This is a genomic window from Pseudomonas sp. KB-10 (genome assembly GCF_018221585.1).
GTDB lineage: Bacteria > Pseudomonadota > Gammaproteobacteria > Pseudomonadales > Pseudomonadaceae > Aquipseudomonas > Aquipseudomonas yangonensis.
Window position 1 is genome coordinate 178,131 of sequence record NZ_QYYB01000002.1, and the last position, 22,073, is coordinate 200,203.

Below are 22,073 nucleotides of genomic sequence, written 5' to 3' on the forward strand. Positions count from 1 at the left end.
ATCAGGGTTCCATCCGAAAATCAGTGGCGTATCGGTCAAGCGACTCTGGCGTGCCAATATCGATAAAGCGGCCGCCGTATTCGATGACCCCCACGGCCTCATGAGCCAGCAAATCGGGCAGCAACTCCTGCTCCATCGAGCACGCACGCACGGTGGCGCTCGCGAAGGTTTCACAGGTAAAAGCGTAGACGCCCGCGTTGATCAGCCCCGCGCCTTCGCGCCCCTTCTCCAGCAGCGCAAGCAACCGACCAGTAGCATCTACCTCCAGGCTGCCGTAACGGCTGCGGTCATCCACCTGCACACCTAGCAGCGCGCTGCCCTGACCTTGCGCCATCAGCGCGTAGCCATCGGCATCGACAAAGGTGTCGGCGTTGAGCACCAGATAGCGTCCCTGCGGCGGTTGCTCGCGCAAGGCATTGAGCAGTGCACCGCCTGTGCCCATGGGGCTGGGTTCGACCACTAGCATCAATTGCAGCCCGGCATCCTGCGCGAGAGCCGCCAGTTGTTCAGCCACCTGCTCGGCGCGGTAATGCGCGCAGAGTACGGCCTCGTTGACGCCGGCCCGCGCCAGTTGCCGCAGCACACGTGCCAGAAAAGGCTCGCCATGCACCGGCACCAGCGCTTTCTGCGTGTCCGTCACGCTGCGCAGGCGCGTACCGAAGCCACCGCAGAGGACGTAGGCGCGCATCAGCGTAGCCTCCGCACATAGGTTTCCAGGCTGCGCGCGGCGTGCTCCAGGTGATCCTCGGAAAGCCCCGGCCAGAGGCCGATCCAGAAGGTGTCGCGCATCACCTTGTCGGTCATCGTCAGCTCACCGCTCACGCGGTACGTCTGGCCCTGCATGTAGGGCTGGCGCGTCAGGTTACCGGCGAACAGCAGACGCGTGCCCACACGTTGCTCATCCAGATAACGCAGCAGCCCGACACGCTCGATACCGCGACCATCGCGCAGGGTCAGTGGGAAGCCGAACCATGACGGATCGCTGCCGGGCGTCGCCTGCGGCAGGATCAGTTGCTCGGAGCAGCCGGCCAGGCGCTCGCTGAGCCAGGCAAAATTGCGCTTGCGCGCAGCGATGAAGTCATCCAGACGATCCATCTGCGCCAGGGCGCAGGCAGCCTGCATATCGGTGATCTTCAGGTTGTAGCCCAGGTGCGAATAGGTGTACTTGTGGTCGTAACCTTCCGGCAGATCGCCCAGTTGCCAGCAGAAGCGCTTGCCGCAGGTGTTGTCCTCGCCCGGCGCGCAATAACAATCGCGGCCCCAGTCACGGAACGACTCGACGATACGTTTGAGCAGTGGCGAGTCGGTGAACACCGCCCCGCCCTCGCCCATGGTGATGTGGTGCGCCGGGTAGAAGCTGAGCGTGCCGATATCACCGAAACTGCCCACCTGGCGGCCTTCATAGGTCGAGCCGAGGGCGTCGCAGCAATCTTCGATCAGCCACAGGCCATAGCGATCACAGAGTTCGCGGATGACCTTGAGGTTGAACGGGTTACCCAGCGTGTGGGCGAGCATGATCGCCTTGGTACGCGGCCCGATGGCGGCTTCGATCAAAGCCGGGTCGATGTTGTAGGTGCCCAGTTCGATATCGACGAACACAGGCACCGCACCGAACTGCAGAATCGGATTGACGGTGGTGGGAAAACCGGCGGCCACGCCGATCACTTCATCGCCCTTGCGGATCGCCCGATCCCCCAGGCGTGGCGAGGTCAGGGCAGAAAACGCCAAGAGGTTGGCCGAAGAACCGGAGTTGACGGTAAGCACGCCACGACGCCCCAGATAACGAGCCAGACGTTTCTCGAACGCCTCGTTGAAACGCCCCGTGGTCAACCAGCCATCGAGCACCGCTTCGGTCATGGATTTCAGTTCCGCGGCACCGATCACCTTGCCAGAGGGCGGCACAGCACCGCGGCCGGCCTCGAATGCGGTGGGCGCCAGTTGCAGGTTGGCGTAACGCTCCACCAGCTCGGCTATCTGCTGGCGCAACTCTTGCGCCGTTTGCTCACTCATTGGATTCGCCTTGATAGGCCGCGATCTGTGCGCGGCTGAATGTCTGCATATTCTGGCCAGCCTGCCAGGCTTGGTGCCAGTCGAGCGTTCGTTCGAGAGCTTGCGACAGCGCCCAGCGCGGCCGCCAGCCCAGCATGGTTCGTGCTTTGCTGGAATCCAGCGACAACAGGCCGGCTTCGTGCGGTTGCGCGGCAGCATCGGTGTACCAGCGCGCCTCTCCAGGCCACTGACGGGCCAGACGCTCCACCAGATCGCCAACGCTGACGAGACCTTCGGCGTCAGGACCGAAATTCCACGCCGACGCCACCGCCTGGCCCTGTTCCACCAGCGCCTGAGCCAGAGCCAGGTAGCCGTGCAGAGGTTCGAGTACGTGCTGCCAGGGGCGTACCGCCTGCGGGTAACGCAAGGTCAGCGACTCGCCGGCCTGCCAGGCACGCAGAATATCCGGCACTAGCCGATCGGCCGACCAGTCGCCACCGCCCAGCACGTTACCGGCCCGAGCAGTGGCCAGCGCGACCCCCGCCTCACGCAGGAAAGACTCACGCCAGGAAGCACACAGCAACTCGGCGCATGCCTTGCTGCTGCTGTAGGGATCATGCCCGCCGACGCTGTCCTGCTCACGGTACGGCCACAGCCATTCGCGATTCTCGTAGCACTTGTCGCTGGTCACCACCACAATGGCACGCACCGAATCGCACTTGCGTACGGCCTCAAGCAGGTTGAGGGTGCCCATCACGTTAGTCGCATAAGTCTCGGCAGGTGTGCGATAGGATTCACGCACCAGCGGCTGGGCGGCCATATGCAGGACGATTTCGGGGGCAAAAGCCGCAACGGCCTTAGCCAGGCATTGTGCATCACGAATATCGGCCAAAAAACCTGGCGTCTGCTCCTGTAATCGAGCCACCTGCCATAGAGACGGCTCGGTGGTCGGCGGCAAGGCATAACCGAATACCTCGGCACCCAGCTCCCGCAGCCATAGCGCCAGCCAGCTGCCCTTGAAGCCGGTATGTCCGGTCAGAAAAACCCGGCGCCCGGTCCAGAACGCCTTGCTTACGCCCATAACCGCCACTCCGCCTGGCCGCTTTTCCAGCGTTCCTCAAGCAGCACGCGGTCCCGCAGCGTATCCATCGGTTGCCAGAAACCGCGATGCAGATGGCTCATGAGCTGACCTTGCTCAGCCAGCTGACGCATGGGCTCGAACTCCCATGTAGTGTCGTCACCTTCGATGTAATCAAAAACACCCGGTTCCAGCACGAAAAAACCGCCGTTGATCCAACCACCATCACCCTGCGGCTTTTCCTGGAAGCCCCGAACCTGCTGCCCCTGAATATCGAGGGCGCCGTAGCGTCCCGGCGGCTGCACAGCCGTCACGCTAGCTAGCTTGCCGTGGCTGCGGTGAAAGGCGATCAGTTGCGCGATGTCGACGTTGGAAACGCCATCACCATAGGTGAGGCAGAAGGTCTCGCCACCGACATAATCACGTACACGCTTCAGACGACCGCCCGTGGCGGTGCTCTCCCCGGTATCAATCAGGGTCACGCGCCACGGCTCGGCGTGGCGGTGGTGAATGTGCATCTGGTTTTCCGCCATGTCGAAGGTGACGTCCGACATATGCAGGAAGTAGTTGGCGAAATACTCCTTGATCACATAACCCTTGTAACCCAGGCATATCACGAAGTCATTGATGCCAAAGTGGGAGTAGATCTTCATGATGTGCCAGATGATCGGCTTACCGCCTATCTCGATCATCGGCTTGGGCCGCAGGTGAGACTCTTCGCTGATGCGCGTGCCCAAACCACCGGCCAGAATGACTGTTTTCATAGATTCGCCCAAGGTCGTCCGTAAGGCCGACAATTCATTGACCCTATTCGCTCAAACGATTATTGAGCAAAACCTGTGCCGTGCTACAGGACAGGAATGGCGTGCACACGACAAAACAGAAGAACTCGTACGCAGATCTGTACGGGCGTTCCGCCAAGAGCGCGAGCGTAGCAGCCTTCAGAAGAAGGAGGCTACGCTGGAATCTATCGTAACTGGTTGAAAAGATTGAGCCCTGCGATCTTCACGTAGCTTTGCTGCGCGGCCTCGAGGACGATCGTCTGGAACGACAAACGAGACAGCGCCTCGGCATAATCCAGCTCGCGCAGTTCCGCTTGCACTGACTTGTTCACCAGAGTGACGTCTTCATTGTCGACCTGGGTCGTGTCGATCAGGTTGCGTCTGGCACCGATCTCGGTGCGCACTTCGTCGACGTTGGCGATGCCGTTGTCGAAATTCTTCAGGGCAATGGCCACTTCGTCGCGGATGGCCAGGTTACCGGCTGGCGAGGTGGGTGAGGACTCCAGCGTCTGACGCAGGCGCGCGATGCTGTCGAGGATGCTGCGCTGCTGCTGAAATTGCGGCTGTATGCCGAACTCGTCGCCCCCAGCCGCGGCGGCTGGGCCGGACATCGTGAACTGCGCACCATAGATGTCGAAGGTCGCAGGATACGGCGCCGCTACCGAGCCGGTTGTGAGCACCGTACTGTTGGGTCCCAGCGGCCGAGCGTATACCTCGTAGTCGGTATCGTTGGTGAAACGCACCACCACACCCGAGGTGGGAAACTGGCCATCGAACACACCCTGGTTGACTATGGCGCCCCCGGACACCACGGCGGCCGAGGTGTTGGTTGACGAGCGAGTCACGGCAAACTCGGTGGGTGCCGATTGCAAGGTGAAACTATGGGTACCAGCACCAGGAGTGCCGGCGGTAGCCGGTGGCTGGATATCGGCCAGAAGGTTGTCCAGGTCCTGCGGGTTATCCCCTTGCTTGAGCACCACGTCAAGCTGGAAGCGCATGCCACGGAAGTTGATGGTGTTACCGTTGCTGGTCAGCGGATCGATCTTGCCGCGGCCCGGGATTTCCGAGGTCACGTCAGCACCGGAAGCGTCATAGATACGAAATTCGTTGCCGCTGACGAAGGCGAGCGAGTACGGCTCGCCATTGCGAAAGTCGGCGTTGAAGGCGCGATCATCCTCGACCAGACCGGGGGACATGAACACCCGCTGCTCATTGGCAGGTACCGCGGCAATGGTAGTGCCCGGCAAAGGCGGCGACGGCAGCGCCGGGTTGTTGACGCCGCCATTGCTGGCGGTGCGATTGGCATTGGTCACGCTCTCGAACAGGCGTTTGCCGTTGTCGTTGATCGCCACGTTGGTTGAACTGGCGACCTGCAGACTGCGCTGGCCCTCATCCCCCATGTAAGAATAAGTGCCGTCGGGGTTGCGCACGAAGGGCTCGGTCTTGCCCAAGTTACCGCTGAACAGATATTCACCGCGGGCGTTCTGGCTGTTCATCAGGTTTAGCAGCTCGGCTTCGCGCTCCTCCAGCTCCTTGGCGATGGACTGACGATCCTCGGCAGACAGTGCGCCACCACCGGCGCGCACGGCCAACTCGCGCACGCGCTGCATCACAGTGTTGACCGAATTTAAAGTGGTCTCCTCCTGCACCAGACTATTATCCGCTGCGATCAGGTTATCTTTGTATTGCTTGAGGACAGCCTGTTGCTGCTCGAGCTGCAACAGGCGCACCGAGGCGACAGGGTCATCGGCCGGCGTGAGGATACGATTGCCACTACTGATCTGCTCCTGCGTGCGAATCAGGTTCGAATAGTTGCGCCCCAGGCCGGAGACGCCATTATTGAAAGCCTGGATGGAGGAAATGCGCATGACCATGTGGCGTGCCTCTTGCCGAGCCTGCTTTCCACAGGCTACCCCTTCCCGCAGGAAGGGCAACTATCAGAATGAATTGATCAGGGTATCGAACAGGCTACGCGCAACTTGAATGATCTGCGCCGATGCCTGGTAGTACTGCTCGAACTGAATCAGCTTGGCAGCCTCTTCATCGAGGTTCACGCCGGACACCGAGTCGCGGTTGTCGGTGGCCTGCTTGAGAATCGCACCCGTCGCCTCGCCGTCGACCCGCGCCTGGCTGGTCAGGGTGCCGACCCGCTCGACCAGGTCGCCATAGGCATCGGAGAAGCTGGCGCCGGTGGTGTCGGGGGCCGCTGGGTTGATGCCGATGACCGACTTTTTCTGCAGATCGACCAGGCCCAGGGCATTGCGGTTATCCGAAACGCCATTGGTGTTGAACGACACCGAGAAGTTGTCGCCCTGCGAGGGGCGACCGCCGATGCTGACGCCGTAGGAGAAGGCGCTGGGCACGTTCGGCGGGTTGGCCGGTACGTTGATGGTGATGTTGTTGCTCTGCCCCGGCGTGATGTTGCCGTTGTCGATCACGTTACCGTTGATGTCCAGCACTTCGTAGGACTGGGTCGCGCCGCCGGCGGGCCCCATGACGATGCGCATCGGTGGGGCATTGCGCAGGCTGGTTTCCATGTTGGCCTGGGCTACTGGATCGTAGATATCGATCTCCGTGCTGAGCCGGGGCTGACTGACAGTTCCGGTGCCGGTGTTGCCGGGACTGGAGTCGGTCTTCAGCGGAGCGGCAAAGGCCAGCTCCTCCGGGTTCTTCATCTCGGCACGGGTGTCGCGCGCGGCATTGCGGGTCGGCATCACGGTGAAGCGGTCGCCAGCGGCGAAGGTGCCCTGTGCCACGCTCAGGGAAAAACCGTCGATTTCCGGCGTGGGCACCGTATTGATATCGAAGGTCGCCGGGCTGGCAGGGAACATCGTGCCATCGGAAGAACGCCGTACGACGTATTCGGTGGCGCTGGTGAACTGGACTTCATAATCGCTGGTGGTCAGGCGCGTGGTGTCGGTGATGCTGACATTGAGATTGGCCGCCGGATCGCTGTTGCCGATGCGCGCCAGGCTGCGCTGGGACAGCAGCAGTGGGTCGTTGATCGGACGGAACAACTCGTTGCCAAACTGGCCGTTGAGGTCGAGCCCCTGCCCCAGCTGGCGATTCATCTGGTCTGCGATGGACAGTGACAGACGGCCGATGGCGTTCATCGAGGTGTCCAGCACATCCTGGCGGTAACGCAGCAAGCCGCCCATCTCACCGCCAGTGATCAGCGAGCTGACATTCTGCCGGGAGTTGCCGCTGACGAACTGGATCTCGCTGCGCAGTGGGTCGGACTGCCCCGGCGTCACCTCCAGGCGCGCAGCGTTCTTTCCCACCACCAGCGGCTGGCCGGAACCGATAAAGAGGTTGTAGGTGTTGTCATCCTGCGGCACCACCGTCACGCCGACGAACTCGGAGAGCTTGCGCACCGCCTCTTCACGGGCATCGAGCAGGTCGTTAGGGGCCTGGCCATTGGAGGACGCCACGGCGATCGCATCGTTATAACCGGCGATCGAAGTCGCCAGCTGGTTGACCTGATCGGTCACTGCCGACAACTGCTTGTTAATGAACGCGTTCTGCTCGTACAACCGGTCGTAGATGTTGTTGAAGCGCTTTGCCAGACCTTCCGCTTCGGACAGCACCAACTGCCGGGCCGGAACATTGGCCGGGTCTTCCGCTGCGGTCTGCAGGGCTGCGAACAGCTTCTGCATGCCGGGAGTAACGCCCGTATTGCTACCGGCCAGCAACGAGTCGAGTTGGTTGATCTGACTCAGGTACGCCTTGGTATCGCTGTTGAGTGCAGTGCTGCTGCGCACCTGGGTATTGAGGAAGTCGTTATAAATGCGCCTTACATCGGTCAGGGTGGTACCCGAACCAATGTATCCGGCACCACTGAACTGCGGCGTACGCGTAGCCTGGATCGTCTCCTGACGAGAGAAACCCGGCGTATTGACGTTGACGATGTTATGGCCGGTAACGGCCAGCGATGTCTTGTTCGCAGCGAGACCGGAGAGACCGATGTTGAGTAGGTCAGCCATGGTTCAACCTCAAGTCCTTGTAGTGGCGCTATCGGCAGCGGCGATTGCCTGATAGGTCTGCATCTTGCGAGCGATCTGCGAAATCTTGCGCGCGTAGTTCGGGTCGGTGGCGTAGCCGGCCTGCTGCAGTTCCTTGACGAAACGCTCGGGGTTTTCGGTGCTATTCAGGGCCTTTTCGTAGCGACCATTGTTCTGCAGAAAGCTGACGTAATCGTCGAAGCTTTGCGCATAGGAATCGTAAGCACGGAAGTTGGCCGCTTCTCTTACGGCCTTGCCGCCCTTGTATTCAGTCGTGAGCACCCGGGCCGACTCGCCGTCCCAGCTGTTGTGGGATTTGATGCCGAACAGGTTATGACTGCTCTGACCATCACCGGTACGGATGATCGATTTACCCCAACCGGTTTCCAGTGCCGCCTGGGCCACTAGATAACGTGGGTCGACACCGATTTTCTCGGCCGCCGCTTCAGCCATCGGCAGCATGGTGGCCACGAACTCCTGCGGTGAACTGAACGCCGCCTTGCCCGGCGCCAGCGGCGGCTGTGCGATACGGCGGCCAGTCAACGCGTCACTGTTGGCCAGGCTAAGCCCAGCATCCTTGGGCGCAGCGCTGGTTTGCGCCGGGATCCAGTCGTTGCCGGCCAGCGCCTTGCTCTCGCCTTCACCCGTCGAAGGTACGATGCCCGCCAACAGACGATCCGCCAGCTTGCCCGGCACGGCCAGGCGCCGACGGTTGATCAATGCCGCATCATCACGGAAGCCTTCACTGCTGGCGACCTTGTCGGCCTTCGACTCGCCCGCGGCGGAAACCGGTTGTTCGATCTGCGCGAAGGGATTCGGGCGACTCGACGGCTGCTTGATTTTCGACATCTGCCGCACCAGTACGTCAGCCAGACCGATACCGCGCCCTTCCTTGGACAGGGTCACGGCCAGCTGTTGGTCGTGCATGTCCTGATAGGTCTTGCTCTCGTTGCTGTTCATGAAGTTGCCCTCGCCGAACGCGGCGTTGGCCGAACGCATGGCCTTGAGCATTTCGTTCATGAACAGCGATTCGAACTCCTGAGCGACCTTGCGAATGTTCTGCTCGGTGTCGCCGCCCACCTTGAACTGGTTGAGGCGGTTCAGGTCGGTAAAAGCGCCGCTGTCGATGGGGCTTTTGCCGTTGCCGAGCAGACCGGCTGAGAGTCGAGAATCCATGGCAGCAATCCTCCTCAGATCACAATCAGGTCGGCCTGCAAAGCGCCGGCTTGCTTGAGCGCCTCCAGGATGGCCATCAGATCGGAAGGTGCAGCACCCACCTGGTTCACCGCCCGCACGATCTCGTCGAGACTGGTACCGGGGCCGAACTTGAACATCGGTTTGGCTTCCTCCTCGGCGCCCACACGTGAGCGCGGCACTACCGCGGTCTGCCCGCCGGACAGCGCTTCAGGCTGGCTGACGATGGGGTCTTCGGTGATGGTCACGGTCAGGCTGCCGTGGGTAACGGCAGCCGGCTGAACCTTGACGTCCTGGCCGATGACGATGGTGCCGGTGCGCGAGTTGATGATGACCTTGGCCACCGCCTTGCCCGCTTCGACCTGCAAGTTTTCCAGAATCGACAGATAGTCGACGCGCTGATTGGGATCGAGCGGCGCGCTGACACGAATCGAACCGCCATCGATGGCCTGGGCGACGCCAGGGCCAAGCAGGTCGTTGATCTGGTCGACGATATTCTTCGCTGTGGTGAAATCGGGGCGATTGAGGTTAAGGGTCAGGTAGTTGCCCTGATCAAAGCCGCTGGGTACCGGACGCTCCACAGTGGCGCCACCGGGAATACGGCCGGCAGACGGAACGTTGACGGTGATTCGCGAACCATCGGCGCCACTGGCATCGAAACCACCGACAACCAGGTTGCCCTGGGCGATGGCGTAGACGTTGCCATCGATGCCCTTTAGCGGCGTCATCAGCAGGCTGCCGCCACGCAGGCTCTTGGCATTACCGATGGAAGAAATCGTGATGTCGATGGTCTGTCCCGGCTTGGCGAACGCCGGTAGGTCAGCATGCACCGATACGGCTGCAACGTTCTTCAATTGCACGTTGCCACCCGGCGGCACCTTGATGCCGAACTGCGCCAGCATGTTATTGAAAGTCTGCACGGTGAACGGCGTTTGCGTGGTCTGATCACCGCTTCCATTAAGACCAACCACCAGGCCGTAACCGATCAGCTGGTTGCTACGCACCCCCTGAATCGATGCCAGGTCCTTCAGACGCTCGGCCTGGGTCGGCAGGCTCAGCAGCAGGCACGCGAGCATGGTCACCAGCAGCACCCAATCGTTGGCGCCGCGATGACGATAGCCGCGATGAGCAACGGCGAACTGACGACGGCATGCGCCGGCCTGCGCCGACTCGAGGCCATGGACTCGCAGCCCCCGCTTGGCAGTCGAGGTCACTGCGAATGCCTTGCGCGCAGACCCGCTTGCCGTGGCTCGCGAGTAGCACCGGGAAAGAAGGTTGAGCAAGGACGCGGAATGAGCCAGCCAGGATTTCATCGGTAACACTCCGATCAGAACGGCCACAGCGGGCTGACGAAGAAACGACTCAACCAGCCGGGCTGGCTGGCATCGGCGAACGCGCCGGTGCCCGAGTACGTGATGCGCGCATCGGCAATGCGGGTGGAGGCCACGGTATTGTCGGTGGCAATATCGTCGGCACGCACCAGACCGGAGATACGCACCAGCTCGTCACCGGTGTTGAGGGTCATCCACTTCTCGCCACGCACGGCGAGGATGCCATTGGGCAGCACTTCGGCGACGGTCACGGTAATCGAGCCGGACAGGCTGTTGCTCTGCCCGGCCTGGCCGGAGCCGCTGGCCTCGCGCTCGCCGTTGAATTGGGCGCCGAGGTTCATGTTGCCGCCCGTCAGCGGGTTGGTAACCGAAGGGGTCGAACCGAACAGGGAAGTCACGCCAAGGTTGGCGCTACTGTCCTTCTGAATATTGCTGTTGGCGTTCTTGCTGGCCTGGGTACGCTCGTTAAGGGTGATGGTGATGATGTCACCGACACGGAAAGCCTTACGGTCGTCGTATAGGCCGTTTTCGAAACCGGCCTGATAGATTGAGCCATTGTTCTGTGCCGCCGGCAACGGCGTGCGCGGCAACACCGGCGCGTAATAGGGATCATCCGGCTTGGCTGTCGGCGCCATGCAGCCACTGCTGAGCAGCAGACCAGCCAACAGGGGGAAACACAGAATTTGCCGGTTCATAACCACTACCTCGCGGCGTTCACAACAGTGTCAAAAGAAATCAGAGGTTCTGCGTCACGAAGGACAGCATCTGATCGGCGGTGGAAATCACCTTGGAGTTCATTTCGTAGGCGCGCTGGGTAGTGATCATGTTCACCAGCTCTTCCACCACGCTGACGTTGGAGTTTTCCAGGGTGTTTTGCAGGGTGGTGCCGAGGCCATTGAGGCCCGGATTGCCCACCTGCGGCGCGCCGCTGGAACCGGTCTCCAGGAACAGGTTGTTGCCGATGGCTTCCAGGCCTGCCGGGTTGACGAAATCAGCCAGCTGAATGTTGCCGATGATCTGCGGCTGCGGGTTACCCGCAGTCGTCACGGAGACGGTGCCGTCTTCGCCGACGGTGAAGGTGCGCACCTCGTTGGGCAGCACGATTGCCGGCTCAAGAGCAAACCCCTGAGAGGTGACGATCTGGCCATCGGAGTTAAGGTGGAAGCTGCCATCGCGGGTGTAGGAAACGGTCCCGTCAGGCTGCAGAATCTGGAAGAAGCCCCGGCCATTTACAGCCATGTCCAGAGGCTGCTCGGTGGTCTGCAGGCTGCCGGCGGTGAAGATTTTTTGCGTGCCGACCACGCGCACACCGGTACCCAGCTGCAGGCCGGACGGCAGTTCACTGTCCTGGCTGGACTGGCCACCCGGCTGACGACGGATCTGATACAGCAGATCCTCGAACTCGGCACGATCACGCTTGAAGCCGGTAGTCGCGACGTTGGCCAGGTTGTTGGAAATGGTGGTCAGGTTCATGTCCTGAGCGGACAAACCGGTCTTGCTGACCCACAGTGCCGGAAGCATATCGTTTCTCCTCGGGTGCCGGTTTTACGGCGCCGCGTACTGGTAATTAGCTAATCTGCAAAACCCGCGCCATGGCCGACGAGTTGTCTTCGGCAGTGCGCATCATCTTTACCGACAGTTCGAACTGTCGAGACAAGGACAGGATGGCGGTCATTTCTTCCACGGCGTTGACGTTGCTCGCCTCGAGGAAGCCCGAAGTCACCTGAACGGTGGCGTCAGCCTCGACCTCGGGCTGGCCCTTGACGCGAATCAAGCCATCGGTGCCCTTCTCCATGCTTTTGGGATCAGGGTTGACCAGCTTGATGCGGTCCACCTCGGCCAGTACGTTGGGGTTCTCGCCCAGCGCTCGAATGCTAATGGTGCCGTCCTGACCAATTTCAACCTTCTGCTCCGGCGGCACGGCGATCGGCCCGGCATTGCCCATCACCGGCAAACCGTTGCCGGTGCGCAGCACACCCAAGGCATCGATGTTCAGACTCGCGGTACGGACGTATGCCTCACTGCCATCGGGCGCCTGCACGGCGATCCAGCCCTTGCCACCAATGGCGACATCGAGATCACGACCGGTTTCCTGCAGCGTGCCGGCACGAAAGTCAGTGGCCGGGCGCTCGGTCATGGCAAATACACGCGCCGGATAGCTTTCACCGAACAACGGCATCGAACGCGCCTGTTCGAAATCACGACGGAAACCGGACGTGGAAACGTTCGCCAGGTTATTGGCGTGGGCGCGCAGGCTCAGCGTGTTGTTCTGCGCTCCGGTCATGGAGACGTACAGCATCTTGTCCATGGTAATTCTCCGAGTGGGCGACGTGCCCTTGGCTCTTTGCAAGCAATACAGCAAGCGCCGTGCCAGACTCGAGAAACGAACTCAAGACACTGATTTAGAAGGAATTAAAACAACGAGGAGAAGTGCCAGGGAATACCAGCGGCGAGGTTTTGCCGGCGCTGGAACGGCAAAGCGGCAAGCCCGGCTTGCCGCTTTGCTTCAACATCATTAACGCAGGTTGATGATGGTCTGGGTGATGGCGCTTTCAGTTTCGATGGTTTTGGCGTTGGCCTGGTAGTTGCGCTGAGCCACGATCAGGTTCACCAACTGGTCCGACAGCTCGACGTTGGAGTCTTCCAGCGCACCGGCCTGCAGGGCACCGAGCGTACTGCTTCGCGGCGTCCCGATCACCGGCTCACCGGACTCGAACGACTGTACCCAGGCGGTCTTGCCGACGGGAGTCAGGCCCTGCACGTTGGCGAAGTTGGCCAGCAGCACCTGACCTTGCACCTTGGACTGACCATTGGTGTAGCGAGCGAAGATCACCCCGGTATCGTCTACCTCCACCCCGGCGAGCTGACCGGTGGTGTAGCCATCCTGGCTGACCGCATTGACGCCGAATGATGCGGCGTATTGAGTCGAACCACGCATGTCGAACGTGAAGGCCGCGCTGTCCGCGCCATTGGCGACCATGGCACCCGGAGTGGCCGGGTCTTTCTCCGCCGGCGTCCAGTCCGCCGCTCCCAGGGCGAAAATACCGTTCGGAGTTCCGGCCGGAATGGGCGGAGCATCCAGGGCTGGATTCGCCGGCGCACCTGCAAGGGGAGTGAGGGCAGGTGTAGCGAACTGCCCGGCAGCATCGTAATTCACTGCGTAGCTGAACGGCCGAGTGCTGCTCGGATCACGAGGGTTAACCCCGTCGATCAGCACATGCATGGTCCAGCCGTTGTTGGCCGGCGCCTCGTTCTTGACGAAGTACTGGCTCATGACGTGGGCGTTGCCCTGCTCGTCATAGATATTGGTGGAAGTTGACCAGTTGAAGGACTGCGAGTCGCTCGGATCGAAGGTCGGCGCCGCCATGGTTCCGGCATTGGCCGGACGTACGGCGTTGGAGTTCAGGTTGATCGTCTGCGTGACCGAGGTAGTCGCCTTCGGCTCCTGCTGCCCGGCATTGACCCGCAGATCGCTGCGAACCGGCAGGATGTTGCCGTTCTCGTCCGCGCCATAGCCCTGCAGCCGATAGCCGAAATTGTTGACGATATAACCATCGCGATCGGTACCGAAGTAGCCGGCACGGGTATAGCTGATCTCGCCGTTGTTGCTGGTAACGAAGAAGCCGTTGCCGTTGACAGCCATGTCCAGGGCGTTCTGCGTGTAGTTGATATTGCCCTGATTGAACATCTGCGCCACATCGCCCAGCAGCACGCCACTGCCCTGCGGATTCTTGCCGGTGCCGAGCATCGACGAGGCGTAGAGATCGGCGAACTCGGCACGCGACTGTTTGAAGCCGGCAGTACCGGCGTTGGCAATGTTGTTGCCGGTGACGTTGAGGTCGCTGGTTGCCGCACGCAGACCACTGAGACCGATATTGAACGACATGGAAGACTCCTTTGCCGGAACGACCGGCGTAAATAATTACTGGCCGATGACCTGCACTTGGGAAAGCGGAACGTTGCCGAGGCCGGCGAGATTGAGCATCAGCTCGTTGCCGCCCAGCGTCACGCTGTCGACGTTGGCCGGCAGCATGGTGTAAAGACCTTTGGTTTCGTTACCGTAGGTGGCCTGCGCCTCGAACTTGTAGGTGCCGGGCGGCGCCACATTGCCACTCGAATCCTTGCCGTCCCAGATGAAGCTGACATTGCCAGCGGCCTGCTCGCCCAGGTTGATCCGGGTAACCAGCGAACCGGAGTTGTTATAAACGTTGACGTACACGTTGCTGCTGCTGACCGGCAGCACGGTGCTCGCCTTGAAGCTCTCACTGGTATCGACCACTGCCTTCTCGCCCGGCACGATAACCTTGCGGCCAACCAGAGAGGACGCCTGCAACGCCTGTGAAGACTGGAAGCTGGAGAGCATCGACCCCATGCTGGTGTTGAGTTTCTCGATCCCTTCCACCTGGCTGAACTGCGCCAGTTGGGCGATGAATTCGCCATTGCCCTGCGGCTCCAGCGGGTTCTGGTTGTTCAACTGCGCCACCAGCAGATTGAGAAACTCGTTTTTGCCGAGATCCTTATTCTGCTTGGTGTCCTGCTTGATCTGATACTGGTCGAGTACCGAGCTGGTTCCGCCTACTGTGCTCATTCGAAATCTCCTCGATGCGTTACTGACCCAGAGTCAGTACGCGCTGCAACATTTGTTTGGCGGTATTCATCATTTCCACGTTGGTCTGGAAGGCGCGACTGGCGGAAATCATGTCGGCCATTTCCTCGACCACGTTGACGTTCGGGTAGTAGACATAACCGTCGCCGTTGGCCATGGGATGATCCGGCTCGTAGCGCGGCATCAGGCTGCTCTGATCCTCGATCACACCCAGCACCTGAACACCACGACCTGCCTCGTCCTGCTCGGCGAACAGAGAGCCACGGTCGCCGCCCTGCGCTTGCTGGAATACAGTCGCGAATACCGGATGACGGGCGCGGTAGGTCTGATCCAGGCTCGAAGACACGGTCTCGGCGTTGGCGATGTTGCTGGAAATGGTGTTCAGGCGAGTGCTCTGGGCGCTCATGCCGGTTCCGGCGATATTGAAGACACTGGCAAGGGACATGGTCGCGCTCCTTATTCGCCGCGCAGGGCTGCGGTCAGCCCTTTGAATTTGCTGTTGAGGAAGGTAAAGCTGGCCTGGAACTGCACGGCATTCTCCGCGTAGTTGGCCTGCTCGATCTGCAGGTCAACGGTGTTCTGATCCAGCGAGGCATGGAACGGGGTGCGATACGGCAGCTCAGCCTCACCGGTTTTCACGCCGTCGGCCGGAATATGGCGGCTGTCGGTGCGGTTCAGAGAAACGCCACCGCGCTGCATACGGCTGTTCTGCTCAGCCAGCACGCTGGCGAAGTCCAGGTCGCGCGCCTTGTAGTTCGGGGTATCGGCGTTGGCGATGTTGTTTGCCAGCACCTCGGCACGCTGGGAGCGGAAACCGAGTGCCTGTTCGTGGATGCCGAGTGCGCTACCGAAATTGATGCTCATGTTCGAACCTTTGCCGCTAAGGCCATGTGGTCACTGTTGCGAGCTGTTAAGCAAAGGCTGTGCCAAGTTATTTAAATCAATAAAATCAACTACTTAACATCATATAAGGCGAAGACAAGCGGCAAAGCGGCAAGGCTTTACCGCTTGCTGGCAACGGGTGGCAAAGGGCGTTTGGCAGACTGCCGCCTGTCGGTGCGGATCTATTTGCGATAAAACAATCGCTCCCGCGCGAATAATTCCGCTCCTACAAATGCAAGCGGGAGGCCATGGGCCTCCCGCTAGTGATGATAACGAACGAGCCTCGCGGCTATTTCGCCTTGTAGATGATCCCAGGGCTGCATTGCACCATCTGATACTTATCCGGCAGGCCATTGAGCGCCTCGGAAGCGCCCAGGAAAAGGTATCCGCCAGGTTTCAGCGTGGCGTGAATGCGAGTGAGGATGTCTTTCTTCACCTCGGCAGAAAAGTAGATCAGCACGTTGCGACAGAACACGATGTCGAACTTGCCCAGCGCCGCGTAACTGTCCAGCAGGTTGAGCGGCCGAAACTCGACCCGACTCTTGACCGGCGCCTTGACCTGCCAGCGACCCGGCCCTTTGGGGTCAAAGTAGCGCTGCAGACGCTCCTGCGAGAGGCCGCGCCCCATGGCCAGGCTGTCGTACTCACCGGACTTGCAATTGGCCAGCATCGAAGGCGAAAGATCGGTGGCGACGATCTGCACGCCCGCCTTGAGCTGACCAAGATTGGTACGCTCGAACTCATCGATGGACATCGACAGCGAGTATGGCTCCTGCCCCGAAGAGCAAGCCGCCGACCAGATACGCAGGCGCTGAGCCGGATAGGCCTTGATCAACTCCGGCAGGACGCGGTTCTTGAGCACCTCGAATGGGTAGGTGTCGCGAAACCACAAGGTCTCGTTGGTGGTCATGGCATCCACCACCTGCTCGCGCAGCCCGCCGCGCGGCTGGCTTTGCATGCGCTGCACCAGCTCGCCCAAGGTTTTGATGCCGTTCTGTTCCATCAGCTTGTTCAAACGACTGGAGACCAGGTACTGCTTGTTGCTACCAAGCAAAATACCGCAGGCCTTTTCCAGAAACGTCCGGAACTGCTCGAAATCCAAATTACCTGAAGACACTAGCGCCGCCTCACCCACCATAACGTTCGCCGAAGGACGACCTTCAGCCCCCATCCGATACACGAATGCGATCGACCACACGTGCTGCCAAGTCATCTGGTTTGAACTTGGCGAGGAAATCGTCCGCGCCGACCTTCTTCACCATCGCCTGGTTGAACACACCGGAAAGCGAAGTATGCAGGAGGATATGCAGCTTCTGCATGCGCGGATCGCTGCGAATCTCCGTCGTCAGCGTGTAGCCATCCATTTCCGGCATCTCGATGTCGGAAATCAGCATCAGCAGCTCCTTGTCAGGATCGCGCCCCTCTTCCGCCATTTTCTTGAGGTAATTGAGCGCCTCTCGTCCATCATTCAGCGCCGTCACCTCGACGCCAACCGTCTGCAGACAGCGCGAAACCTGTTTGCGCGCCACCGAGGAGTCATCGACGATCAACACATGCTTGGTCACTGCCTGACTCTGAACCTGCTCATCGATGACGCCGGCGGAAATCACCTCGGAGGTAGGCGCAACCTCGGCAAGGATTTTCTCCACATCAATGATCTCGACCAGCTGCTGATCGAGCCGCGTGACGGCGGTCAGATAATGATCGCGCCCGGTTCCCTTGGGTGGCGGATGGATCTCTTCCCAATTCATGTTGACGATACGCTCCACCGAACGCACCAGAAAACCCTGAACCTTGGTGTTGTACTCGGTAATGATGACGAAGCTGGTCTTGAGATCTTCCAGCGGCGCCCGCCCGGTGGCGATGGATAGATCAAGGATCGGGATGGTGCCGCCACGAATGTTGGCCACCCCCCGCACCACCCGACTGGACTTGGGCATAATGGTGAGGTTGGGGCATTGCAGCACCTCCTTCACCTTGAACACGTTGATACCGTATAGCTGTGGGCCTTCCAGGCGAAACAGCAACAACTCCAAGCGGTTCTGTCCCACCAGCTGAGTTCGCTGGTTAACCGAATCCATCAACCCGGCCATGCCCGGACTCCTTCTTGTTTAGTCACGCATCCCCATTGAGCCTAGCAGGCGGCACGGGGCTTGCTTTGCATTGCTTATGAAGCAGAGAACGTCATCATTCCGTCAGCTACTGGCAAAGTGCCTTGCCCCTTTGTCCGTTTTACTCGCTTTGCCAACACTCGGCTATAGCAGTACAGCGGCGGCCACCTTTACCAGCACTGAAGAGCTTATCGGCGCAACCGAGTCCTTTCTTGAGCAGGCAACCGCCGAATATCTACAGCGTAGCGAAATTCAGGGCCGCCATGAGATTCGCGTCAATCGTCTCGACCCACGGTTACGCCTGCCCTTGTGCGATCAACCGCTGACCACCACGCTGGAAAGCCCGGCGCAGCCTCTGGGCCGCGTCACCACACGCGTGCGCTGCGATGGCAGCGCCCCCTGGACCGTGTTCGTGCCGGCTGAGATACGCTTGTACCGCCCGGTGGTCGTATTGACTCGCCCTCTCAAACGCATGAGCGTAGTCAAAGCCGCGGATCTCAGCATGATGGAACGCGACGTGGGGCCACTGGGTCAAAACTTCCTGACAGACCCTTCACAGGCAATTGGCAAGAAATTGACGCGGCAACTGGGCGGCGATCAGGTACTTGCGCCGAGCCATTTACAGATTGCCGAAGTCATACGTCGTGGCGATCAGGTCGTCATCAGCGCTCGTGGCACCACTGTCAATGTCCGTATGCCCGGGGAGGCTCTGGCTGACGGCGCACCGGGCGAACAGATCAATGTGCGTAACCTGCGCTCGCAGCGAGTGGTGCGAGCCCGCGTCGTCGGCCCTGGCCAAGTGGAAGTTTCCATGTAGGCATGTTTCTTGTAGCGCAAAGGTCTGGCGATTCCCTACACTAATGAACGACGCAGTGAAATTAGTCCTAAAGTTTTCTCGGCAACGGCCGAAAAGCATGGCAAGCGTCCACCAAATCGTCTGAGGTTCTGCATCATGGTCATCGACTTCAACCGGCTGAACAATGCCAATACGCCCGCTAATGCGGGGCGTACCGGCGCGACTCAGGCTGGCAATCGCAGTGATTCGGCGCAGCCGAACAAGGCGCCTGTCACCGGTACCGATGAACAAACCAACGCCAAGAGCGGCGAATCCGTGCAACTGAGCCGCGAGGCACAGCAGTTGCAGGCAATCGGCGAAAAGCTGCGCGATCAGCCCATCGTCAACAAGGAGCGTGTGGCCCAGCTGAAACAGGCCATCGCCGACGGCAGCTACCAGGTCGACAGCAAACGCGTCGCCCAGAAACTGCTCGACTTCGAATCCCAGCGCTAGTCCCAGGGCTGCGCTGGGGGTGTTGGACGCCCGACCCCCAAGAGCCCGCCATGCACGACACAGCCCTGCTTGACCTGTTCACCACCGATATTGGCACCGCCGAGCAATTGCTTGAGCTGATCGATAACGAATTTCAGGCCCTCACCGAACGCGACCTGTCCCGCCTCGATAGCCTGCTCAACGAAAAGCAACCTCTGCTTGCCTTGCTCCAACAGCATGGCAGTGAGCGCAGCCGCCTGCTGCAAAACGCCGGCCTGAGCGCTGATCGTGAGGGGCTTACTGCACTGGCAGGTAAATCTTCAGTGGGCGATCAGCTACTCGCTCGCAGCGAGGAACTTTCCGCCCTGCTCAAGCGCTGCCAGGACGCCAATCTGCGCAATGGCCGCCTGATCCGTGCCAACCAGGCCTCGGTGGGTAGCGTGCTCGGCATCCTGCGCGGTGGTGAAACGCCTGGCCTCTATGACAGTCGTGGCAGTGCCGCTAGAATCGCGCAGCAAAGGCCGCTCAGCCAGGCCTGAGCCCTCATCATAAAAAAGCACAGGGACATGCAGGCACTACGCCAGTATGCTGGTGCCGATGTAGTCCATGACTCGGAGAGTTCCGAACTGTGTCCAGTGCGTTCAACGACGAGAGCGGTCCTCAGCCGCCCAAGGTGCTCAAGACATCCGTCGAGATCATTGCCACCCTACGACAATTGCAGCAAAACCATGACCCTCTGGTTATCCAGTTCAAGGACCGTGGTCAGCGTTTTCAAAGTTATCTTGTCGAGATCGACAAGGACCGGGCGCGCATCGCCCTGGATGAAATTATTCCCACCGACGGTGAGCGTTTTCTCAAACAGGGGGAAACATTCAATGTCGAGGCTTATCGCGATGGTGTGCGCGTGGCCTGGACCTGTGACCATGACGTGCAGCTTGGCGAGCTCGATGGCGCTCCGTGCTACTGGGCTCCCCTACCCGTCGAAGTAATCTATCACCAGCGTCGCAGTGCCTATCGCGCACCACTGAAGCAGAGCGATCTGGTCAAGGTGGTTCTCAACGGCGACAAACTGCGTGAGCCGCTACCCGGTCATCTGCTGGATATTTCCGCCACAGGCTGCAAGCTGCGCTTTGCCGGCGATCTCGCCCAGCAGTTGAGCAATGGCCAGGTGCACGAACGTCTCACAGCCTATCTCCCCTTCGGCAATCTGACCTGCGCGGTGGAAATACGCCATGTGCAATACGAGGACAAGGTCGACATGACTTTCGTCGGCTGTCGCTTCCATCGCATCGGTGGCCTGGAACAACGTCAGGTCGAGCGTTTCGTCTATCAGCTGCAACGTGAGGCGCGCCGCACCGAGAGCGACGGCACGCTCTAGGCGGTTGCTTGCAGGTAGCCTTAAAGGGCCGCCTGCCTCTTCTCCTGATCACTCTCAGCTGCCGCAGCTGCAGCAGGCTCCTGCATCTGCTCCTGCACGGTCTGCTCATCCACCCGCGGATCGAGCGCAGCAACCAATGGCGAGCTCGCGACATTGCCGGGCATGGCCATGTGCTGCAGCGGTGCGTCATCAACCTGATGCAGATGCGTCACCTTTTCAGGGCGAATGCGCCAGACCAGGATAAGCGCACAGACGCTGACGAATACGTACAGCATGTTGGCCCCGTAAAACCGCATCAGCACGCCCGTCAGCAAGGGGCCGATACAGGCACCAACGCCGAAGGTGACCAGCAGCATCGCTGTAAGCGATACACGTCGTTCCGGCTCCACATGGTCGTTGGCTAGGGCTACTGCCAGTGGATAGAGACTGAACTGCATCAGACTCACCAGAAAACCGATGCAGATCAGCAGGCCCAGAAAGACGTTTGGCAATGCCGCCAGCGGCAAGGCTGCGAACAGGAGCAGTACTGCGCAGCCGCGAATCAGGCGCACGCGATCATGGCGATCGGACAACCAGCCCAGAGGCCACTGCACCAGCAAGCCGGCGAGAATGCAGCTCCCCATGAACAGGCCCACCTCCTCCGTGGAAAGCCCCATGCGCGTGGCATACAGCGGCGCCAGACCGTAGAACGAGCCGATCAGCAGGCCAGCCACCGAAATGGTGGTGAGCGAGAGCGGTACCCGCTTTAGAAAAAAGCGCAGCTCCAGCGGAGCCGGGTGCAAAGGCGCCGGGTGCAGGCGGCGAGTCAGTGCGACCGGTACCAGGCACAGGGCGAAACACAGCGCCACCAGCATCAGCAGCTCCAGCCCCAACGTCGGATGCACCACCAGCGTCAGCTGTCCGAGGATCAGCCCCAGGTAGGAAGCGGCCATGTAACCACTGAATACCAGACCGCGCTGCCTGGCTTCGGCCTGCTCGTTGAGCCAGCTCTCGATCACCATGTACTGGCACATCATGCCCAGGCCCACCAGCATGCGCAGGAACAGCCAGAACGGCAGCCACTCCACCAGACCGTGGCCCAGCACCGCCGCGGTAACCACCCCGGCGCAGGCCACGTAAGCGCGGATGTGTCCCACCCGGCCGATCAGCCGATGACCCAGTTTGCCGCCCAGCACCAGACCGAAATAGTTGGCGGCCATCAATGCACCCACCCACAGACCGTCCACCGTATCGGCCAGGCGCAGTGCCAGGTAGGTACTGAGCAGGCCGGAGCCAAGCAACATCAGCAGAGTGGCGAAATAAAGCGAGCGGAATGACTTCCAGATCAGTCGCATTGGCGGGTAAAACTCCTTGTACGCGGTAACGATTAACGGCGTCAGACGTGCCTAGCCGGAACACGACACTGCCGTAATCCTGAAAGCGGGCCACAAGCTTGCTGGCGATGTACCCTTCGA

22 protein-coding genes are annotated in these 22,073 nt (G+C 60.5%); 4 read left to right on the forward strand and 18 right to left on the reverse strand.

Annotated elements, in window-relative coordinates:
* Position 1: 1 nt before the first annotated feature.
* The 17 genes from DXK50_RS05825 to DXK50_RS05905 form a co-directional block, all read right to left on the reverse strand.
* Complete coding sequence (locus DXK50_RS05825; protein ID WP_212629661.1) at positions 2-688, reverse strand: sugar phosphate nucleotidyltransferase; 687 nt, start codon at positions 686-688, stop codon at positions 2-4.
* Positions 688-2,010: a lipopolysaccharide biosynthesis protein RfbH gene (gene rfbH, locus DXK50_RS05830; protein WP_212629662.1), complete on the reverse strand. Its 1,323-nt coding sequence runs from the start codon at positions 2,008-2,010 to the stop codon at positions 688-690. The genes DXK50_RS05825 and rfbH overlap by 1 nt, the downstream gene beginning before the upstream one ends.
* On the reverse strand, positions 2,003-3,070 hold the full coding sequence (gene rfbG / locus DXK50_RS05835) for a CDP-glucose 4,6-dehydratase (RefSeq protein WP_212629663.1): 1,068 nt from the start codon (positions 3,068-3,070) through the stop codon (positions 2,003-2,005). The genes rfbH and rfbG overlap by 8 nt, the downstream gene beginning before the upstream one ends.
* On the reverse strand, positions 3,061-3,831 hold the full coding sequence (gene rfbF, locus DXK50_RS05840) for a glucose-1-phosphate cytidylyltransferase (protein WP_212629993.1): 771 nt from the start codon (positions 3,829-3,831) through the stop codon (positions 3,061-3,063). The genes rfbG and rfbF overlap by 10 nt, the downstream gene beginning before the upstream one ends.
* Before the next feature lie 203 nt (positions 3,832-4,034).
* On the reverse strand, positions 4,035-5,723 hold the full coding sequence (locus DXK50_RS05845; protein WP_249186701.1) for a flagellar hook-associated protein 3: 1,689 nt from the start codon (positions 5,721-5,723) through the stop codon (positions 4,035-4,037).
* 63 nt (positions 5,724-5,786) lie between these two features.
* The gene (gene flgK, locus DXK50_RS05850; protein WP_212629664.1) at positions 5,787-7,832 is read right to left on the reverse strand and encodes a flagellar hook-associated protein FlgK; all 2,046 of its coding nucleotides are present in this window, start codon (positions 7,830-7,832) and stop codon (positions 5,787-5,789) included.
* 9 nt (positions 7,833-7,841) lie between these two features.
* Positions 7,842-9,026 (reverse strand): flagellar assembly peptidoglycan hydrolase FlgJ, encoded by a 1,185-nt coding sequence (gene flgJ / locus DXK50_RS05855; RefSeq protein ID WP_161865557.1) that lies wholly within the window; start codon positions 9,024-9,026, stop codon positions 7,842-7,844.
* A 14-nt stretch (positions 9,027-9,040) separates the two neighbouring features.
* Positions 9,041-10,120 (reverse strand): flagellar basal body P-ring protein FlgI, encoded by a 1,080-nt coding sequence (locus tag DXK50_RS05860; protein ID WP_074681540.1) that lies wholly within the window; start codon positions 10,118-10,120, stop codon positions 9,041-9,043.
* 251 nt (positions 10,121-10,371) lie between these two features.
* A complete protein-coding gene (flgH, locus tag DXK50_RS05865; RefSeq protein WP_179589866.1) occupies positions 10,372-11,070 on the reverse strand; it encodes a flagellar basal body L-ring protein FlgH in 699 nt (232 codons plus the stop codon).
* Positions 11,071-11,110: 40 nt separating this feature from the next.
* Positions 11,111-11,896, reverse strand: a complete 786-nt coding sequence (flgG, locus tag DXK50_RS05870; protein WP_024307671.1) for a flagellar basal-body rod protein FlgG — start codon at positions 11,894-11,896, stop codon at positions 11,111-11,113.
* A 46-nt stretch (positions 11,897-11,942) separates the two neighbouring features.
* Positions 11,943-12,683, reverse strand: coding sequence for a flagellar basal body rod protein FlgF (locus DXK50_RS05875; protein ID WP_143502044.1), 741 nt, complete (start codon positions 12,681-12,683; stop codon positions 11,943-11,945).
* Between the two features lie 207 nt (positions 12,684-12,890).
* On the reverse strand, positions 12,891-14,261 hold the full coding sequence (gene flgE / locus DXK50_RS05880; RefSeq protein WP_161865555.1) for a flagellar hook protein FlgE: 1,371 nt from the start codon (positions 14,259-14,261) through the stop codon (positions 12,891-12,893).
* A gap of 36 nt (positions 14,262-14,297) precedes the next feature.
* Complete coding sequence (flgD, locus tag DXK50_RS05885; protein WP_212629665.1) at positions 14,298-14,963, reverse strand: flagellar hook assembly protein FlgD; 666 nt, start codon at positions 14,961-14,963, stop codon at positions 14,298-14,300.
* Positions 14,964-14,982: 19 nt separating this feature from the next.
* Positions 14,983-15,426, reverse strand: a complete 444-nt coding sequence (flgC, locus tag DXK50_RS05890; RefSeq protein WP_143508575.1) for a flagellar basal body rod protein FlgC — start codon at positions 15,424-15,426, stop codon at positions 14,983-14,985.
* Between the two features lie 11 nt (positions 15,427-15,437).
* Positions 15,438-15,845, reverse strand: a complete 408-nt coding sequence (gene flgB, locus DXK50_RS05895; RefSeq protein ID WP_161865553.1) for a flagellar basal body rod protein FlgB — start codon at positions 15,843-15,845, stop codon at positions 15,438-15,440.
* A gap of 307 nt (positions 15,846-16,152) precedes the next feature.
* Entirely contained in the window at positions 16,153-16,980 is an 828-nt protein-coding gene (gene cheR, locus DXK50_RS05900) for a protein-glutamate O-methyltransferase CheR (RefSeq protein WP_212629666.1), read from the reverse strand.
* Between the two features lie 43 nt (positions 16,981-17,023).
* Positions 17,024-17,956 carry a chemotaxis protein CheV gene (locus tag DXK50_RS05905; protein ID WP_161865551.1) on the reverse strand — a complete coding sequence of 311 codons (933 nt, stop codon included), beginning with the start codon at positions 17,954-17,956 and terminating at the stop codon, positions 17,024-17,026.
* A gap of 76 nt (positions 17,957-18,032) precedes the next feature.
* Between DXK50_RS05905 and flgA the strand changes: the two genes are divergently transcribed.
* The 4 genes from flgA (at position 18,033) to DXK50_RS05925 (ending at position 20,619) form a co-directional block, all read left to right on the forward strand.
* Positions 18,033-18,791: a flagellar basal body P-ring formation chaperone FlgA gene (flgA, locus tag DXK50_RS05910; protein ID WP_161865550.1), complete on the forward strand. Its 759-nt coding sequence runs from the start codon at positions 18,033-18,035 to the stop codon at positions 18,789-18,791.
* A 135-nt stretch (positions 18,792-18,926) separates the two neighbouring features.
* On the forward strand, positions 18,927-19,262 hold the full coding sequence (gene flgM / locus DXK50_RS05915; RefSeq protein WP_161865549.1) for a flagellar biosynthesis anti-sigma factor FlgM: 336 nt from the start codon (positions 18,927-18,929) through the stop codon (positions 19,260-19,262).
* A 50-nt stretch (positions 19,263-19,312) separates the two neighbouring features.
* Positions 19,313-19,780 carry a flagella synthesis protein FlgN gene (locus tag DXK50_RS05920; RefSeq protein WP_161865548.1) on the forward strand — a complete coding sequence of 156 codons (468 nt, stop codon included), beginning with the start codon at positions 19,313-19,315 and terminating at the stop codon, positions 19,778-19,780.
* An 89-nt stretch (positions 19,781-19,869) separates the two neighbouring features.
* Entirely contained in the window at positions 19,870-20,619 is a 750-nt protein-coding gene (locus DXK50_RS05925; protein WP_212629667.1) for a flagellar brake protein, read from the forward strand.
* A gap of 20 nt (positions 20,620-20,639) precedes the next feature.
* Here the strand turns inward: DXK50_RS05925 and DXK50_RS05930 are convergent, their stop codons facing one another.
* Positions 20,640-21,953, reverse strand: a complete 1,314-nt coding sequence (locus tag DXK50_RS05930) for an MFS transporter (protein ID WP_161865546.1) — start codon at positions 21,951-21,953, stop codon at positions 20,640-20,642.
* Between the last annotated feature and the right edge of the window lie 120 nt (positions 21,954-22,073).

Bases quoted from the DNA above. Each gene is read 5' to 3' on its own strand.
- flgJ (WP_161865557.1), bottom strand. From the start codon at position 9,026: ATGGATTCTCGACTCTCAGCCGGTCTGCTCGGCAACGGCAAAAGCCCC.
- rfbH (WP_212629662.1), bottom strand. From the start codon at position 2,010: ATGAGTGAGCAAACGGCGCAAGAGTTGCGCCAGCAGATAGCCGAGCTG.
- DXK50_RS05875 (WP_143502044.1), bottom strand. From the start codon at position 12,683: ATGGACAAGATGCTGTACGTCTCCATGACCGGAGCGCAGAACAACACG.
- DXK50_RS05920 (WP_161865548.1), top strand. From the start codon at position 19,313: ATGCACGACACAGCCCTGCTTGACCTGTTCACCACCGATATTGGCACC.
- rfbG (WP_212629663.1), bottom strand. From the start codon at position 3,070: ATGGGCGTAAGCAAGGCGTTCTGGACCGGGCGCCGGGTTTTTCTGACC.
- flgC (WP_143508575.1), bottom strand. From the start codon at position 15,426: ATGTCCCTTGCCAGTGTCTTCAATATCGCCGGAACCGGCATGAGCGCC.
- flgB (WP_161865553.1), bottom strand. From the start codon at position 15,845: ATGAGCATCAATTTCGGTAGCGCACTCGGCATCCACGAACAGGCACTC.
- flgH (WP_179589866.1), bottom strand. From the start codon at position 11,070: ATGAACCGGCAAATTCTGTGTTTCCCCCTGTTGGCTGGTCTGCTGCTC.
- flgG (WP_024307671.1), bottom strand. From the start codon at position 11,896: ATGCTTCCGGCACTGTGGGTCAGCAAGACCGGTTTGTCCGCTCAGGAC.
- flgD (WP_212629665.1), bottom strand. From the start codon at position 14,963: ATGAGCACAGTAGGCGGAACCAGCTCGGTACTCGACCAGTATCAGATC.
- flgA (WP_161865550.1), top strand. From the start codon at position 18,033: ATGAAGCAGAGAACGTCATCATTCCGTCAGCTACTGGCAAAGTGCCTT.
- flgK (WP_212629664.1), bottom strand. From the start codon at position 7,832: ATGGCTGACCTACTCAACATCGGTCTCTCCGGTCTCGCTGCGAACAAG.
- flgE (WP_161865555.1), bottom strand. From the start codon at position 14,261: ATGTCGTTCAATATCGGTCTCAGTGGTCTGCGTGCGGCAACCAGCGAC.
- DXK50_RS05825 (WP_212629661.1), bottom strand. From the start codon at position 688: ATGCGCGCCTACGTCCTCTGCGGTGGCTTCGGTACGCGCCTGCGCAGC.
- DXK50_RS05860 (WP_074681540.1), bottom strand. From the start codon at position 10,120: ATGCTCGCGTGCCTGCTGCTGAGCCTGCCGACCCAGGCCGAGCGTCTG.
- DXK50_RS05930 (WP_161865546.1), bottom strand. From the start codon at position 21,953: ATGCGACTGATCTGGAAGTCATTCCGCTCGCTTTATTTCGCCACTCTG.
- DXK50_RS05845 (WP_249186701.1), bottom strand. From the start codon at position 5,723: ATGGTCATGCGCATTTCCTCCATCCAGGCTTTCAATAATGGCGTCTCC.
- DXK50_RS05905 (WP_161865551.1), bottom strand. From the start codon at position 17,956: ATGGCCGGGTTGATGGATTCGGTTAACCAGCGAACTCAGCTGGTGGGA.
- rfbF (WP_212629993.1), bottom strand. From the start codon at position 3,831: ATGAAAACAGTCATTCTGGCCGGTGGTTTGGGCACGCGCATCAGCGAA.
- flgM (WP_161865549.1), top strand. From the start codon at position 18,927: ATGGTCATCGACTTCAACCGGCTGAACAATGCCAATACGCCCGCTAAT.